This window comes from Arthrobacter sp. CP30, from assembly GCF_053470025.1.
Window position 1 is genome coordinate 37,669 of record NZ_JBQEMM010000007.1, and the last position, 14,942, is coordinate 52,610.

14 protein-coding genes are annotated in these 14,942 nt (G+C 69.8%); 2 read left to right on the forward strand and 12 right to left on the reverse strand.

Annotated elements, in window-relative coordinates:
* Positions 1–61: 61 nt before the first annotated feature.
* The 5 genes from ACTIMO_RS10760 to ACTIMO_RS10780 all read right to left on the reverse strand — a co-directional run bounded on the left by ACTIMO_RS10760 (position 62) and on the right by ACTIMO_RS10780 (position 3,314).
* The gene (locus ACTIMO_RS10760; RefSeq protein WP_200914841.1) at positions 62–220 is read right to left on the reverse strand and encodes a hypothetical protein; all 159 of its coding nucleotides are present in this window, start codon (positions 218–220) and stop codon (positions 62–64) included.
* Positions 221–224: 4 nt separating this feature from the next.
* Positions 225–863, reverse strand: a complete 639-nt coding sequence (gene hisH / locus ACTIMO_RS10765) for an imidazole glycerol phosphate synthase subunit HisH (protein WP_055772465.1) — start codon at positions 861–863, stop codon at positions 225–227.
* Entirely contained in the window at positions 860–1,477 is a 618-nt protein-coding gene (gene hisB / locus ACTIMO_RS10770) for an imidazoleglycerol-phosphate dehydratase HisB (protein WP_448182413.1), read from the reverse strand. The genes hisH and hisB overlap by 4 nt, the downstream gene beginning before the upstream one ends.
* A gap of 138 nt (positions 1,478–1,615) precedes the next feature.
* Positions 1,616–2,710: a histidinol-phosphate transaminase gene (locus ACTIMO_RS10775; protein WP_055772471.1), complete on the reverse strand. Its 1,095-nt coding sequence runs from the start codon at positions 2,708–2,710 to the stop codon at positions 1,616–1,618.
* Between the two features lie 106 nt (positions 2,711–2,816).
* Entirely contained in the window at positions 2,817–3,314 is a 498-nt protein-coding gene (locus ACTIMO_RS10780) for a LysM peptidoglycan-binding domain-containing protein (protein ID WP_448182414.1), read from the reverse strand.
* A 380-nt stretch (positions 3,315–3,694) separates the two neighbouring features.
* Between ACTIMO_RS10780 and lexA the strand changes: the two genes are divergently transcribed.
* Positions 3,695–4,402 carry a transcriptional repressor LexA gene (gene lexA, locus ACTIMO_RS10785; protein WP_055772474.1) on the forward strand — a complete coding sequence of 236 codons (708 nt, stop codon included), beginning with the start codon at positions 3,695–3,697 and terminating at the stop codon, positions 4,400–4,402.
* 155 nt (positions 4,403–4,557) lie between these two features.
* Here lexA and ACTIMO_RS10790 read toward each other — a convergent pair whose 3' ends face one another.
* Positions 4,558–6,639, reverse strand: a complete 2,082-nt coding sequence (locus ACTIMO_RS10790) for an ATP-dependent DNA helicase (RefSeq protein ID WP_422391640.1) — start codon at positions 6,637–6,639, stop codon at positions 4,558–4,560.
* Complete coding sequence (hflX, locus tag ACTIMO_RS10795) at positions 6,632–8,209, reverse strand: GTPase HflX (RefSeq protein ID WP_448182415.1); 1,578 nt, start codon at positions 8,207–8,209, stop codon at positions 6,632–6,634. The genes ACTIMO_RS10790 and hflX overlap by 8 nt, the downstream gene beginning before the upstream one ends.
* 121 nt (positions 8,210–8,330) lie before the next feature.
* On the opposite strand from hflX, the gene ACTIMO_RS10800 reads away from it, so the two are divergent.
* Positions 8,331–8,939, forward strand: a complete 609-nt coding sequence (locus ACTIMO_RS10800; RefSeq protein ID WP_448182416.1) for a class I SAM-dependent methyltransferase — start codon at positions 8,331–8,333, stop codon at positions 8,937–8,939.
* A 94-nt stretch (positions 8,940–9,033) separates the two neighbouring features.
* On the opposite strand, the gene dapF is transcribed toward ACTIMO_RS10800, so the two are convergent.
* From dapF to recA, 5 genes are all read right to left on the reverse strand, one after another.
* Positions 9,034–10,014, reverse strand: a complete 981-nt coding sequence (gene dapF / locus ACTIMO_RS10805) for a diaminopimelate epimerase (protein ID WP_448182417.1) — start codon at positions 10,012–10,014, stop codon at positions 9,034–9,036.
* Entirely contained in the window at positions 10,011–10,934 is a 924-nt protein-coding gene (gene miaA / locus ACTIMO_RS10810) for a tRNA (adenosine(37)-N6)-dimethylallyltransferase MiaA (RefSeq protein ID WP_448182487.1), read from the reverse strand. Before miaA ends, dapF begins: the two co-directional genes overlap by 4 nt.
* Positions 10,928–12,451 carry a tRNA (N6-isopentenyl adenosine(37)-C2)-methylthiotransferase MiaB gene (gene miaB, locus ACTIMO_RS10815; protein WP_448182488.1) on the reverse strand — a complete coding sequence of 508 codons (1,524 nt, stop codon included), beginning with the start codon at positions 12,449–12,451 and terminating at the stop codon, positions 10,928–10,930. Before miaB ends, miaA begins: the two co-directional genes overlap by 7 nt.
* A gap of 232 nt (positions 12,452–12,683) precedes the next feature.
* A complete protein-coding gene (locus ACTIMO_RS10820; RefSeq protein WP_448182418.1) occupies positions 12,684–13,730 on the reverse strand; it encodes a regulatory protein RecX in 1,047 nt (348 codons plus the stop codon).
* A gap of 4 nt (positions 13,731–13,734) precedes the next feature.
* On the reverse strand, positions 13,735–14,778 hold the full coding sequence (gene recA, locus ACTIMO_RS10825) for a recombinase RecA (RefSeq protein ID WP_055772494.1): 1,044 nt from the start codon (positions 14,776–14,778) through the stop codon (positions 13,735–13,737).
* Positions 14,779–14,942: the final 164 nt, after the last annotated feature.

Genomic DNA, 14,942 nt, shown 5'->3' on the forward strand with positions numbered 1-14,942 from the left:
TGCGGTGTCTGCTTTCGTCGGTACGGGAGGACGCGGGGGGGGGCGATGGACGGGTGCCCGGTCAGTCGCCGGGAAGGGTGAAGAGGTAGGCAGCGACGAGCGAGAGGCCCGCCAGGACGAGGAAGGCGATCCAGACCCATCGGGGGAAGTCCTGCCCCCGGAGCGAGAAGGCACCACCGATCAGGAGGCCGGCCACCCCCATCAGCACGAGGCTCAGCACGCGGTCACCGCAGGCCGTCGATCCAGTTCCGCAGGAGGTGCGCCCCTGCGTCACCCGACTTCTCGGGGTGGAACTGGGTGGCGCTGAGGGGTCCGTTCTCGACGGCGGCGATGAACGGACCACCGTGGTTCGACCACGTGACCTGGGGAGGCTTCATGGCGGGCTGCGTCACGTCGAAGGACCAGTCCTGCACGCCGTAGGAGTGGACGAAGTAGAAGCGCTCGTCGCGGATGCCGTCGAACAGGACGGTGTCCTCCGGCGCCTGGACGGTGTTCCATCCCATGTGCGGGACCACGTCGGCCTTGAGCCGCTCGACGACTCCGGGCCACTCGGCCATCCCGGGCGTCCGGACACCGTGCTCCACCCCTTCGTCGAACAGGACCTGGAGCCCGACGCAGATGCCGAGTACCGGCCGACCTCCGGCGACCCGGCGGCCGATCATGCGCAGGGCATCGACGTCCTTCAGGCCCTTCATCACGGCCTGGAACGCGCCCACCCCGGGCACCAGCAGCCCGTCGGCGTTCAGGACGTCGTCCGGCTTGGCGCTGAGGAGGACCTCCGCGCCCACGTGCTCGAGGGCACGCACCACCGACCGGACGTTGCCGGAGCCGTAGTCCAGGACGGTGACGGTCCGCGCACTCACAGGGCCCCCTTGGTGGACGGGATGCCCTCGACCCGCGGGTCGGGCTCGACGGCGGCGCGGAGCGCCCGGGCGAGGGCCTTGAACTGCGCTTCGACGATGTGGTGGGGATCCCGGCCGGCGATCACCGTGACGTGGAGGCAGATCCGGGCGTGCAGCGCTACCGCCTCCAGCACGTGGCGCGTCAGCGATCCCGTGAAGTGCCCGCCGATCAGGTGGTACTCCAGGCCCGCGGGCTCTCCGCCGTGCACGAGGAAGGGGCGGCCGGAGATGTCCACGACGGCGTTCGCCAGCGCCTCGTCGAGCGGTACGGTCGCCTCGCCGAAGCGGCGGATCCCGGCTTTGTCGCCGAGCGCGACGAGCAGGGCCTCGCCGATCGCGATGGCGGTGTCCTCCACGGTGTGGTGCACGTCGATGTGCGTGTCGCCGGACGACCGGATGGTGAGATCGATGAGTGAGTGCTTCGACAGCGCCGTCAGCATGTGGTCGAAGAACGGGACCGTCGTGTCGATGGTGGACACGCCGGTGCCGTCCAGGTCCAGTTCCACGAGCACGCTGGACTCACTGGTGACGCGCTCGATCCGGGCCGTGCGGCCGCGGGGGGCATCTGCAGTCATGTCATTCCTTCTGTGCGCTGCCGGGCTTCCGGGCGCTGGTCGGCGAATCAGGCGCAGGGGGCGGCCCAACTCCGCCCACTGGACGGGTGCCGCGATCCTGCCCCTCAAGTCTAGGAGAACAGGCGAGGCCGCGAAGCCCTACAGGAGGTTCTTCAGCGCCGAGAGGAAGAGGGTCGTCTCCTCCTCGGTCCCGGCCGTCACCCGCAGCGACCCCGGTATGCCGACGTCACGGATCAGCACCCCGGCCGCCAGCAGGCCTTCCCAGACACGGTGCGGGTCGTCGAGGCCCGTGAAGAAGACGAAGTTCGCGTCGGACGGCGCCGGCGTCAGCCCGAGCCGCTGCAGTTCCACCACGATCCGGTCCCGCTGCACCTTGATCGCCTCGACGTTGGACAGCAGCGTGGCGGCGTGGGTCAGGGCCGCATTGGCCGCCGCCTGCGTGATCGCGGAGAGGTGGTACGGGAGGCGCACCAGGCGGAGGGCGTCGGTGATCTCCGGTGCGGCGGCGAGGTAACCGATCCTGGCACCGGCCAGGGCGAACGCCTTGCTCATGGTCCGCGAGACGAGCAACCGGGGCCGACCGGGCAGCAGGGTCAGGGCGCTGGCCGTCCCCTCCTGGGCGAACTCGCCGTAGGCCTCGTCCACAATCACGATCGCCCGGGAATCCTTCCCTGCCTCGTAGACCGCCTCGACGACCTCCAGCCCGAGCGCCGTCCCGGTCGGGTTGTTCGGGGAGCAGAGGAACACGATGTTGGCGCCGGAGTCCCGCACGGCCCGCGCCGTGGCGTCGGGCGTCATGGCATAGGCCGCGTCGCGTGGTGCGGTGACGTACCGGGTCCCGGTCCCGCTGGCCAGCAGCGGATACATCGAATAGGTGGGAGGAAAGCCGATCGCCGTCCGCCCCGGCCCCCCGAATGCCTGGAGGATCTGCTGCAGCACCTCGTTGGAACCATTGGCCGCCCAGAGCTGGTCCGGCGTGAGCCCGTGGCCGAGGTAGCGGGCGAGGTTCGTCCGCAGCTCGGTGAACTCGCGGTCCGGGTAACGGTTCAATCCCTGCGCGGCCGCATCCACGGCGGCGACGATCGCCGCATGCACGTCGGCCGGAACACCGAAGGTGTTCTCGTTCACGTTCAGGAGGACCGGAACATCGAGTTGTGGCGCGCCGTACGGGTGCAGCCCCACGAGATCGTCACGGAGGGGCAGGTTCGCTAGGGCGTCGACGGTTGAAGGCACCCATCCAGTTTAAGCGACGGCTTCTCCACCGACGAATGCGACGGGACCCCGTCAGGAGCATCGGACCTTCGGGCCGGCACCTCCGGGGGAATCCGGACGGAGCGATTCAGCCCCGAGCCGGGATGGAGAGGCTCTGACCCGCGTGGATCACCGACGTGCCCAGATTGTTCAGCTCCACCATCTCGCCGACGACCTGACGCGTGTCCCGCTCCGGCGCGTACTGGACGGCCAGGTCCCAGAGTGTCTCGCCCGCCGCGACATCGACCTGGACCACGGCTGACGGCGCAGGAGCGTCCACCCCGGCCTGCGCCTGTGATGTGAGGAACGCTCCGAGGAGGACCAGCGCCGCGACACCGAGGGCGATGGGCAGGCCCACCAGCAGCAGGCGTCCGCGCCTCGTCAGTGTGAGCGGCCGTGCTGCCGGTGGCGTGTCGTTGACGGTGCCTTCGGAACCCGAGAAGCCCGTAGTCCGCTGCGTGGACGTACGGACCCGGGCAGGATCGGCGTCGAGCGTCGAGGGAACGACCCGGAGATGGGATGCCGCCCGTGCAGGCGTCAGCGCCCACAGCGCCGTGCTGCCGTGCAGAACTGTTACTTCAGCCATGTCCATTCCCTCTTTCTTCGAATGTACGGACCCGCCCGATCAGCGTGTTCGAACACATGTTCTAATTCGTCTGGTCCTATTTCTAGCACTCAGCGACGACCGCTGTCGAGACTCGCTCGAACATATGTTTGATAAGTGCCCCGGTCTGTCCTAGCGTGAACGTGACAGGAGAACACCGGTGACGTCGCTGCTTCCGCGTAACGACGGCCCCGATAAATCCAAGACAATCACCCGCCACTGACACAATCGCTTCCGGGACGACCGGAGGCGCGAGGGCGGAACCGACGGGACGGACAGTCCCAGGCGAAAGGCTCACCGTGGCGGAACGAACACCGGCAGCTCGACAGGATTCGAACACCGTTGACGCCCCGACCGACGTCGTGCCCCTCAGCGCGGGCCGCGGCAGGCCACGGGGCCGGTCCGTGTCCAAAGGACTGACGGCCCGTCAGCTGACCATCCTGGAGACCATCCAGCGGTCGATCGCCGATAAGGGGTATCCCCCGTCCATGCGGGAGATCGGCGACACCGTCGGTCTGGCGAGCCTGTCGAGCGTCACGCACCAGCTGTCACAGCTCGAGCGCCTCGGCTATGTCCGGCGGGACCCGAAGCGGCCCCGTGCCATGGAGGTCCTGCTGCCGCTGACGCTTGCCGCGGAGACGCCGGGTGACGCGTCGTCCGCGTCGGGTACGGCCCCGGAGCAGCAGTTCGCCGTCGACACGGCGCTGGTGCCGCTCGTCGGACGCATCGCGGCGGGTGGACCGATCCTGGCCGATCAGGTGGTGGAGGACGTGATGCCCCTCCCCCGGCAGCTCGTGGGCCACGGCGATCTGTTCATGCTCAGGGTGTCCGGGGACTCGATGGTCGACGCCGCCATCTGCGACGGCGACTGGGTGGTGGTGCGGCGTCAGCAGAGCGCCCAGAACGGCGACATCGTGGCTGCCCTGCTGGACGACGAGGCGACGGTCAAGACCTTCCGCCAGCGCGACGGCCACACGTGGCTCCTGCCGCAGAACACCCGCTACGAACCGATCCTCGGAGACCACGCGAGCATCATGGGCAAGGTCGTCTCGGTGATGCGGGCTCTCTAGCCCGTTCCGACCGGGGCGGGAGCCCGCCCGCCCGGTGATCGCCCGACGGTGCTGGGACACCTGCCGAGGGGGACTGCCCGCCGGCATCCTGCACGGCCCCCGCCCGGAGACCTCGGCGCCCCGAGACCCGCCGGAGGACACCGGGCCCGGAGCCCTCAGCGCCCCGAGATCCGCTCGAGGATGCCGGTGACCGTGGCCCGGTCCGTCGTCGCCCAGAAGGGCGGCAGCGCTGCCCGGAGGAACCCGCCGTACCGCGCCGTGGCGAGACGGCTGTCCAGCACGGCGACGACCCCCCGGTCACCGGTGGCACGGATCAGGCGTCCCGCTCCCTGGGCGAGGCGGACCGCCGCGTGCGTGGCGGACACGCTCATGAACCCGTTGCCGCCGTTCCGGGCGACGTCCCGGGTGCGCGCCGTCATCAGCGGATCGTCCGGCCGCGGGAAGGGGATGCGATCGATCACGACGAGGCGGCAGGACTCCCCCGGCACATCGACGCCCTGCCAGAGCGACATGGTGCCGAACAGGCACGTGTCCTGTTCCTCGGCGAACTGCGTGACCAGGGCGTTGAGCGAGGACTCCCCCTGGCAGAGGATCTCGAAGTCCACCTTCGGGCGCAGTGCCTCCGCGGCTTCCTCGGCGGCCCGCTTGGACGAGAAGAGCCCCAGCGCTCCGCCCCGCGACGCCGTGAGCAGCACCAGCAACTCCTCGAGCTGCGCGTCCGACGTCCCGCGCTCAGGTTTCGGCAGATCCTTGGCGACGTACAGAACGCCCTGGCGGGGGTAGTCGAACGGACTGCCCACGTCCACGCCGGTCCACGCCGGCGCGCCCGGGCCACTCAGACCCAGGGACCCGGCGACCGGGCCGAATTCGGATCCGATGGCCAGTGTCGCCGACGTCAGGATCACGGTGTGGTCCTCGAAGAGCCCTTCGCGGAGCCGGCCGGCCACCGAGAGCGGCGCCACGTTGAGGGTCGCCGGCGCACTCTCGTCCGCCGGTGAATAGCCGGATCCGGGCGTGAAGCTGCTGGGCCTCGACGCCCAGACCACCTCCTTCGCGTCCGACGCCGCGAGGATCCGCTCGGCCAGGTCGAACACGAGCGTGACGCGGGACCTCGCCATCTGGCGTCCGCCGTCCGCATCGGCCTCGGACTTCCCGTCCGTCCTGGTGTCGGAGAGGGCGGCGCGAGCCGCATCGCGGACCTGGGCGAGGGTCTGCTCCAGATCGTCCGGGAGCCCGCCGGCGAGCAGACCGGAGGAGACCAGCTCGGACGCGGCCTCGAAGGCGCTGGCTGCGGAGTCGAGCGCTGTCGTCGCAACGGACGCATGGCGCCTGAGGCCGGCGGCCGCCGTGCTGACCATGGCGGCGGAGAGCTGACCGGAGACGGCCCCGGTGACACGGTCGTGGAGCTCGTGCGCCTCGTCGATCACGACGACGTCGTACTCGGGCAGCACGGCGAGCCCCTCGAAGGCGCTGATCGCCAGCATGGCGTGATTCGTGATGATGATGTCGGCGTCGGCCGCCGCGGCGCGGGCCTTCTCGCTGAAGCACTCCTGGGCGACGGGGCAGCGCGCGGCGCCGAGGCACTCCATGCTGGAGACGGACACCTGCCGCCATGCACGATCGCTGACGCCGGGCACGAGGTCGTCGCGGTCACCCGTCTCCGTCTCCTCCGCCCACTCCCGGAGCCGGACCACCTCACGGCCCAGAGCCGAGGCGGCTCCACCCGCGATGGCGGCCGGCGCCGGGTGGGGAGCCGCATCCTCGCCGAGGCTGAAGAGCGTGTCCGGCGCATCCTCCTCCGGGAATCCCCCGCCGGTCTTGTGCAGGCAGACGTAGTTCGAGCGCCCCTTGAGCAGCGCGACGTCGACCGGCCGGGCAAGCGCGGGCCGGACCGCGTCCAGCAGTCGTGGCAGGTCCCGGCCCACGATCTGTGCCTGGAGGGCGAGCGTCGCGGTCGATACGACGGACGGGCGATCGCTGTCCATGGCGTGGGCGATCAGGGGCACCAGATAGGCGAGCGACTTGCCGGTTCCCGTGCCGGCCTGGACGAGCAGGTGGTCGCCCGAGTGGATCGCCTCACTGACCTGACGGACCATCTCGTGCTGGCCCGAGCGCATCTCCCCGCCCATGGCGGAGACGGCGGCGTCGAGGAGCTCGAGCGCCTGGCGTGATTCCGGGGAAGGGCGAGCCGCGTCCGGCGCCGCGACGGCGGCGCCGGACCGCGTGCTGTCACTCATGCCGGACGTACGGCTCCAGCTCGGCTGCCAGGCCCTCGCGGACCATCACCTCGAGGCGGGTCCCCTCGTCGACGTGCTCCATCCCGAGGATCTCGGCATCCTCTTCGTGGAGGCGGCTGACGATCTCGCCGTGCTCGTAGGGCACCATCAGGTCGAGCTTCACCCCGGGGCGCGGGATGCTCGTGCTGATCAGCTGCCGCAGTTCGGTCAGGCCCGCACCGGTCCGGGCGGAGACGACCACGGAGCGCGGCTCCCGCTGACGCAGTCGCTCGATGACGAACGGATCGGCTGCATCGGCCTTGTTGAGCACGATGATCTCGGGGACGTTCCGGGCCTCGACCTCCGTCAGCACCGCGCGGACCGCGGCGATCTGCCCCTCGGGGTCGGGGTGGGAGGCGTCGACGACGTGCAGGATGAGGTCCGAGTCGGCGACCTCCTCGAGGGTGGACCGGAAGGCCTCGATGAGCTGTGTGGGCAGCGACCGGACGAAGCCGACGGTGTCGGCCAGCGTGTAGCCGATCCCGTCCGGCGTCTCGGTGCGTCGGATGGTCGGATCGAGAGTCGCGAACAACGCGTTCTCGACGAGCACGCCGGCATCGGTGAGGCGGTTCAGGAGCGAGGACTTCCCGGCGTTCGTGTACCCGGCGATCGCCACGGACGGCACCTGGTTCCGGCGGCGGTTGGACCGCTTCGTCTCCCGGGCAGGCTTCATCCCCGCGATCTCCCGGCGCAGTTTCGCCATGCGGGTGCGGATCTTGCGTCGGTCGAGTTCGATCTTCGTCTCACCCGGTCCGCGCGATCCCATGCCCGCCCCGGCACTGCCGACCTGGCCACCGGCCTGGCGGGACATCGACTCGCCCCAGCCACGCAGACGCGGCAGGAGGTACTCGAGCTGGGCCAGTTCCACCTGCGCCTTGCCCTCGCGGGACTTGGCGTGCTGCGCGAAGATGTCGAGGATCAGGGCGGTCCGGTCGATGACCTTCACCTTGACGATGTCCTCGAGGCCACGCCGCTGGGACGGCGAGAGCTCGCTGTCCACGATCACGGTGTCCGCGCCCGTGGCCTGCACGATGTCCTTCAACTCCTGTGCCTTGCCCGAACCGAGGAACGTCCCGGGGTCCGGCTTGAGCCGGCGCTGGACGATCCCGTCGAGGACCTCGGAACCTGCTGTCTCGGCGAGGGCCGCCAGCTCCTGCAGCGAGTTCTCGGCATCCTGCGCCGTGCCCTCGCTCCACAGTCCGGCGAGGACCACGCGCTCGAGCCTCAGCTGGCGGTATTCGACCTCGGTGACGTCCTCGAGCTCCGTGGAGAGTCCCGCGACGCGCCGCAGGGCGCGGCGTTCGGCGAGATCCTGCTGGTCCCCGTCGGCGTCCGACGTCTCGTCCCCGTCCGAGAGGGCGAGCGCCCGCGAGCGCCAGGTCTTCTCCGTGGGCGCGGCAGCCTGCTCCGATGTACCGGCCTTCGTCTTCGCCACGGCAGCTTCGTCGCTGGCGAGAATCCGATCGATGACTGCCTGGATCTCCTCCGGGCCCATGTCGGCTCCGGCGGAATGTCCGTTGTTCGTGGTCATGGTCTCCCTAGGTATGAGTAGGTCAATTCTACGTCCACGCACGACGACGGACACAGGCTCTTCTCCCAGCGCGAAATGTCGGCCGGACCGGTTGCCTGCAGGCTGCCACTAGGCTTTCCCCATGGAGTCCCAGCACTATTTCAGCGAGCAGCCGTCCGGTCCGGACACCCGGAAACCCCTGTCTGTCGTCCTCGCCGGCGAACGGCGCGAGCTCGTGACCTCGTCGGGGATCTTCAGTCCCGACGGCGTCGACAAGGGCACGCGAATCCTCCTGGACGGCGTACCGGCCCCCGAGGGACAGCGGCTGCTGGACGTCGGGTGCGGGTGGGGCCCGATCGCGCTGACCCTGGCGATCCAGGCCCCGCAGGCGTCGGTCCTTGCGGTCGACGTGAACGAGCGGTGCCTCGCACTCACCGCCGAGAATGCGACACGCCTGGGCCTGACGAACATCACGGGCGCGAAGCCCGACGATGTCGACCCTGACCTCGAGTTCGACACCATCTGGTCGAATCCGCCGATCCGTATCGGCAAGCAGGAGCTCCACGCGCTGCTGCTCCGCTGGATCCCCCGGCTCGCCCCGGGCGGCCGGGCCTGGCTGGTGGTGCAGAAGAATCTCGGCGCCGACTCACTGCAGCGGTGGCTGGCAGACGAACTGCCCACCGGCTTCACGGTGCGGCGCGCCGAGACGTCCAAGTCCTTCCGCATCATCAAGGTGCACCGGGCGGACTGACGTCCCTGCCGCTCCGGCCCGTCCAGCGCCGGAACCACGATCACCGCGACCGGCGGTACACCGGGGTGAGCATGCAGGAGCATTCAGGCGCCGTTCAGGAGCCGTTCAGGAGGGTGCCGTGGGCCACCAGGACGGCCGGCCCGCTGAGCTGCACGTGCTCCCGACCCTCCGGACCGTCGAAGAAGGTCACGCCGACCACGCCGCCGGGTACCGTGACGAGCCAGTGCGCCGGCGCCGTGGGCCCTGCCCAGAAGCGCGTCGCCGCTGCCGCGGCGCAGGCCCCGGTCCCGCAGGACTGCGTCTCTCCGACACCCCGCTCGTGCACCCTCATGGTCAGGCGACCCACGCCGTCGTCCCCCACCAGCGGATCGGACGGCACGACCAGCTCCACATTGGTCCCGAGCGGAGGCACCGGATCCACGACCGGTGCCCTGTTCAGCTCTGTCCGGCCCAGTTCCTCGTACTCCGCCAGCGCGACGACGGTGTGCGGGTTGCCCATGCTGATCGACAGCCCGGGACGGTCGACGTCGAGCCCGCCGACGGCGACGAGCGAGTCCATGCCCCGAGACACGGCGGCATCGGGCGCGATGAACTCCCACGGGCCCATGTCCACCGCGTACTCGGTGCCGGACCGTGCCACACGCTTGACGCCGGCGCGCGTACCGATGGCCAGTTCTCCGCCCTCGGGCAGGTGCGCGACGGACATCTCGAGGAGGAAGTGGGCGAAGACGCGGACGCCGTTGCCGCACATCTCCGACACGGACCCGTCGCCGTTGCGGTAGTCCATGAACCATTCCGCGGCGGGTTCGGTCTGCAGGAGAGCGCGGCCCTCCGGGAGCGAGGACGAGCGGACCGCGCGGATGTAGCCGTCCGCGCCGATGCCGCGGTGCCGATCGCACAGGGCTGCGACGAAAGGGCGGTCCGTCGGTGCGAGGCCGTCGGGGTCGAGCACGAGGATGAAGTCGTTGCCCGTGCCATGGCCCTTGGTGAAGGTGAGCCCGGAGGAGTCTCCGACGACGGCGTCCGTCTGGTCGGTGTCGCGGGCTGGTTCGGTGTCGCTGCGGGAGTCGGTCACGCCTTCAAGGATAGGTCCCTGCTGGACCGCACCAGGGCGGCGGCGTCGTCGACGAGGCTCTCCTGCTGCGCGTCCAGCCACGTGATCCTGGGGTCCCCCCGGAACCAGGTCAGTTGCCGCTTCGCGAAGCGGCGCGTGGCGGCGATGGTGTCGTCGACGGCTTCGGCCTCGGTCAGGCCACCGTCGATGACCCGCAGGAACTGGCCGTAGCCGAGCGCGCGCGATGCCGTCCGCCCTTCGCGCAGTCCGCTCGCGGCGAGTCGCTCGACCTCCCCGCGCAGCCCGAGGCGGACCATGCCGTGCACGCGCTCCCCGAGACGCGCGCGCAGGAGATCACGGTCCACGGCCAGGCCGATCTGCACGGCCGGGTGATGATACTCGCGCGTCGGCATGAAGGAGCTGAAGGGCCGCCCGCTGACCTCGTGGACCTCCAGCGCCCGGACGAGGCGGCGGTCGTCCTCGATACGACCAGCGGATACGGGATCGACGGCCCGGAGCCGCTCACGGAAGACCGCGCGGCCGCCGTCGAGCAGTTCGGCCTCCAGGCGGGAGCGGACCGCCTGGTCTGTGGGAGGGAAGTCGAGACGGTCGAGGGCCGCCCGGAGGTACAGCCCCGAGCCACCGACGAGCACGGGAACCAGCCCGCGGCTGCGGATCTCGTCGATGGCACTCCGTGCGTCCCGCTGGTAGGCCGCGACGGATGCTTCCTGCGTGACGTCGAGGACGTCGAGGAGATGGTGCTCGACGCCCCGGCGGTCCTCGACAGGCAGCTTCGCCGTGCCGATGTCCATACCGCGGTAGAGCTGCAGCGCATCGGCATTGATCACTTCCCCGCCCAGCCGGTGTGCAAGTGCCACCCCGAGCTCGGACTTGCCTGATCCGGTCGGGCCGACCACGGCGACCACGGGGAGGATCACCAGGCGCTCGCCCTGACGGGGAGGGCCGGCATGCCGAGGGACACGGCCCGGACGGCCCCGTCCTCTGCGCTGGGGACACCGCAGGAGTCGGCCTGGCTCCGGTCCCATGCGTCTCCCGCCCGCGAACGGCGGAGGACGTACTGTTCGGGGCCCGGGTCCGAGAGCAGGTGGAACGACGCGGCCTCGGTGACGGGCACGGTGACGACGTCGCCCGGCCTCGGTGCGGGTGCTCCCTCGGGCACGGAGAAGTGGACGAGCCGCTGGTCGCGTGCCCGCCCGGTCAGGCGGTGCGTCTCGCTGCCCTTGCGGCCCTGCTGATCGGTCACGAGCACCTCGACCGAGCGGCCGACCTGGCGGGCGTTCTCCTCGCGGGCGATGCGGTCCTGGAGTGCTGTGAGCCGTTCGAAGCGCTCCTGGACCACGGCCTTCGGGAGCTGGTCGGGAAGATCGGCAGCAGGCGTACCCGGCCGCTTCGAGTACTGGAACGTGAAGGCCGTCGCGAAGCGGGACCGCTCCACGACGTCGAGGGTGGCCTGGAAGTCCTCCTCGGTTTCGCCCGGGAACCCGACGATGATGTCGGTGGAGATCGCCGCGTCCGGCATGCGCTCGCGCACCCGGTCGAGGATGCCGAGGAACCGTGAGGACCGGTAGGAGCGGCGCATCGCCTTGAGGATCCGGTCCGAGCCCGACTGCAGCGGCATGTGCAGCTGCGGCATCACGTTCGGCGTCTCCGCCATCGCCTCGATGACGTCATCGGTGAATGCTGCAGGGTGGGGGCTGGTGAAGCGCACGCGCTCGAGACCCTCGATGGACCCGCAGGCGCGGAGCAGCTTGGCGAAGGCACCGCGGTCGCCGAACTCCACACCATAGGAATTGACGTTCTGCCCGAGCAGCGTGACCTCGACGGCCCCGTCCGCCACCAGCGCCTCGATCTCGGCGAGGATCTCCCCCGGCCTGCGGTCGCGCTCCTTCCCGCGCAGGGCGGGCACTATGCAGAAGGTGCAGGTGTTGTTGCACCCGACCGAGATGGAGACCCAGCCGGCGTAGACGGATTCGCGTTTCGTCGGGAGCGTGGACGGGAACACGTCGAGCGATTCCAGGATCTCCAGCTGTGCGTCCTGGTTGTGGCGTGCTCGCTGGAGCAGGGCGGGCAGGGCGCCGATGTTGTGGGTTCCGAAGACCGCGTCGACCCAGGGAGCCTTGGCGAGGATGGTCTCCCGATCCTTCTGCGCGAGGCACCCCCCGACGGCGATCTGCATCTCCGGTCGCTGCTCCTTGATGGCCTTGAGCATCCCGAGGTTGCCGTACAGCTTGTTGTCCGCGTTCTCCCGGACGGCGCAGGTGTTGAAGACGACGACGTCGGCCTGCCCGTCCTCGTTCCGGCTGAGGCCGGAGTCCTCGAGGAGGCCCGAGATCCGCTCGGAGTCGTGGACGTTCATCTGGCAGCCGAAGGTGCGCACCTCGTAGGTGCGTGGCGGTACCGGCAGGGCGGAGGGTGCTCCGGCTGGTTCGAGATCGATGGGGCGGACGGCGACGGGGACTGTGCTGCTCACGGCATCAAGCCTACGACCGCCGGGACGGAGCCCCACAATCGCACCGGCCCGGTACAGCAGTCCGACGATGAGCCGAGCGACGGCCCGCCTCCGGTCGCGTCCGGTCGCACCCGGACCGGCGCCTCTGCGGGCACGCCCACGACCTCCCGGGCTCTCGGCGCGATCTGCGTCTCCGCCATCCCCGGGTCATGCATGAGGGTCACCCCTCCGACTCTGCCCCTTCTGCCGCATCTGCTGCTGCCGCGGCGATGACCTCCTTGACGATGGAGTAGGCACTCCCCGGGTTGTAGCCCTTCCGGGCGAGGACTCCGACGAGCCTGCGCATCTCCTTCTCGCGGACCGTCCGGTCGGCGAGATCGGCGGACATCCGCAGCTTCCGTCGGACCACGTCACGGGCCTGCTCGATCTCGTCCTCGTCGGACACCTGCTCGAGGGCATCCTCGACGAGCTCGACGGCGATGCCCTTCTCGGCCAGCTCGCGACGCAATGACGACCGGGACAGGGATTTGGCCGCGATCCGCGTGCGGACCCACATGCGCGCGAACTCCGCGTCATCGATCAGCTGCACCTCGACGAACCGGTCGAGGAGCGCCGAGGCGACCGACGGAGGCACCTCCCGCTCGGCAAGCTTGCGGTCGAGTTGATGACGACTCCGCGCACCGAGGGCGAGTTGCCGCAGGAGCACCGAGCGACCCAGTGACGTCCACTCCTCGTCGGTCCTCGCAGCGTCGGCAGGCATCTCATCACCGTCGGGATGCCGCGGTGGCCCGGCCGGTCCGTCGAGTGCGGCATCCGCTCCGGTCCCGGTCTCGACTCGCGCACCCTGCCGACGGCGGCGTCCCTGCGGCCGGGCTCTCGGGCTCTCGCCGCTGTCGGACGGCCCACCCGTCACATCCGCGGAGGCATCGGCGTCGGCATCGGCGTCGGCATCGGCCGACGATCCGACGACCGGTCCGAACGGATCGACGAAGGAGCGTCCGCCGCGGCCGCTGGTAGCCCGCGCTCCCGGCTGCCGCCGGCTGCGCTTGGACGTTCCGGCTTCCGTGCGCCCGGACGCCGACCTCGATACCCCGCTCCGGCCGAAGGAGGACGATCCGGACCGCGTCAGGCCCTTCCGCATGCCCTGCCGACGGGGAATCTCGCCGTCGCCGTCCGACCTTTCGGCAGGCTCCTGCGAGCTGTCGGCGCCGAATCGGCCGAAGGAGGTCCCCCACTCGACGGAACCGGCGCCGTCGTCCCCGTTCATGCGGCTACTCGCCGCTGACGGCCTTCAGCTTGGGCGCCTCAGGTTCCTCCGCGTGGACACCGATCCCCAGCTTTACCCGGATCTTCTGCTCCAACTCATCGGCCAGTCCCGGGTTGTCGATGAGGAACTTACGGGCGTTCTCCTTGCCCTGTCCCAACTGGTCACCGTCGTAGGTGAACCAGGCGCCCGACTTCTTGACCAGGCCATTCTCGACCCCGACGTCGATCAGCCCGCCCTCACGGGAGATCCCGTGTCCGTAGAGGATGTCGAACTCCGCCTGCTTGAAGGGCGGCGCCATCTTGTTCTTGACGATCTTGGCGCGGGTCCTGTTGCCGACCGGGTTCACGCCCTCCTTCAACGTCTCGATGCGCCGCACGTCGATGCGGACGGAGGCGTAGAACTTGAGCGCCTTGCCACCTGTGGTGGTCTCGGGGCTTCCGAAGAACACGCCGATCTTCTCGCGTAGCTGGTTGATGAAGATGGCCGTCGTCTTGGTCTGGCTCAGGCGACCGGTGATCTTGCGCAGCGCCTGGCTCATGAGGCGCGCCTGCAGACCGACGTGGCTGTCGCCCATCTCGCCCTCGATCTCGGCGCGGGGCACGAGTGCGGCCACGGAGTCGATCACGACGATGTCGATGGACCCCGACCCGATCAGCATGTCCATGATCTCCAGCGCCTGCTCACCGGTATCCGGCTGGGAGACCAGGAGGGCATCCGTATCCACACCGAGCCGCTTGGCGTACTCGGGGTCGAGCGCGTGCTCGGCATCGATGAACGCGGCGATCCCGCCGTTGCGCTGGGCACTGGCGACGGCGTGGAGTGCGACGGTGGTCTTGCCCGAGGACTCCGGCCCGTAGATCTCGACGACCCTTCCCCGGGGCAGCCCGCCGATACCGAGCGCGGCGTCCAGCGCGATGGAGCTGGTCGAGATGGTCTCGATGGGCGCCCTGGTCTCGTCACCGAGACGCATCACGGAACCCTTGCCGTACTGCTTGTCGATCTGAGCGAGAGCTGCTTCGAGGGCTTTCTCGCGGTCTGGAGCGGCCATTCTTCACCTCGGTTGTCCATGGCCGTGAGGCCTGTTTACGTGTTCAGTGTCGACTGTAGGAGTCTGCGCCGACAGTTTGAGGTGGGCCTGCCGCTATGTGTACAAGAGCACTCCGCCTCCAGGATCATTCTACCGCGATCCGAACAGATATTCGATTATCCAGG

Excerpts from the sequence above, each read along its gene's own strand:
- hisB (WP_448182413.1), bottom strand. The coding sequence starts at position 1,477 with ATGACTGCAGATGCCCCCCGCGGCCGCACGGCCCGGATCGAGCGCGTC.
- ACTIMO_RS10780 (WP_448182414.1), bottom strand. The coding sequence starts at position 3,314 with ATGGCTGAAGTAACAGTTCTGCACGGCAGCACGGCGCTGTGGGCGCTG.
- ACTIMO_RS10790 (WP_422391640.1), bottom strand. The coding sequence starts at position 6,639 with ATGAGTGACAGCACGCGGTCCGGCGCCGCCGTCGCGGCGCCGGACGCG.
- hflX (WP_448182415.1), bottom strand. The coding sequence starts at position 8,209 with ATGACCACGAACAACGGACATTCCGCCGGAGCCGACATGGGCCCGGAG.
- ACTIMO_RS10800 (WP_448182416.1), top strand. The coding sequence starts at position 8,331 with ATGGAGTCCCAGCACTATTTCAGCGAGCAGCCGTCCGGTCCGGACACC.
- ACTIMO_RS10820 (WP_448182418.1), bottom strand. The coding sequence starts at position 13,730 with ATGAACGGGGACGACGGCGCCGGTTCCGTCGAGTGGGGGACCTCCTTC.
- recA (WP_055772494.1), bottom strand. The coding sequence starts at position 14,778 with ATGGCCGCTCCAGACCGCGAGAAAGCCCTCGAAGCAGCTCTCGCTCAG.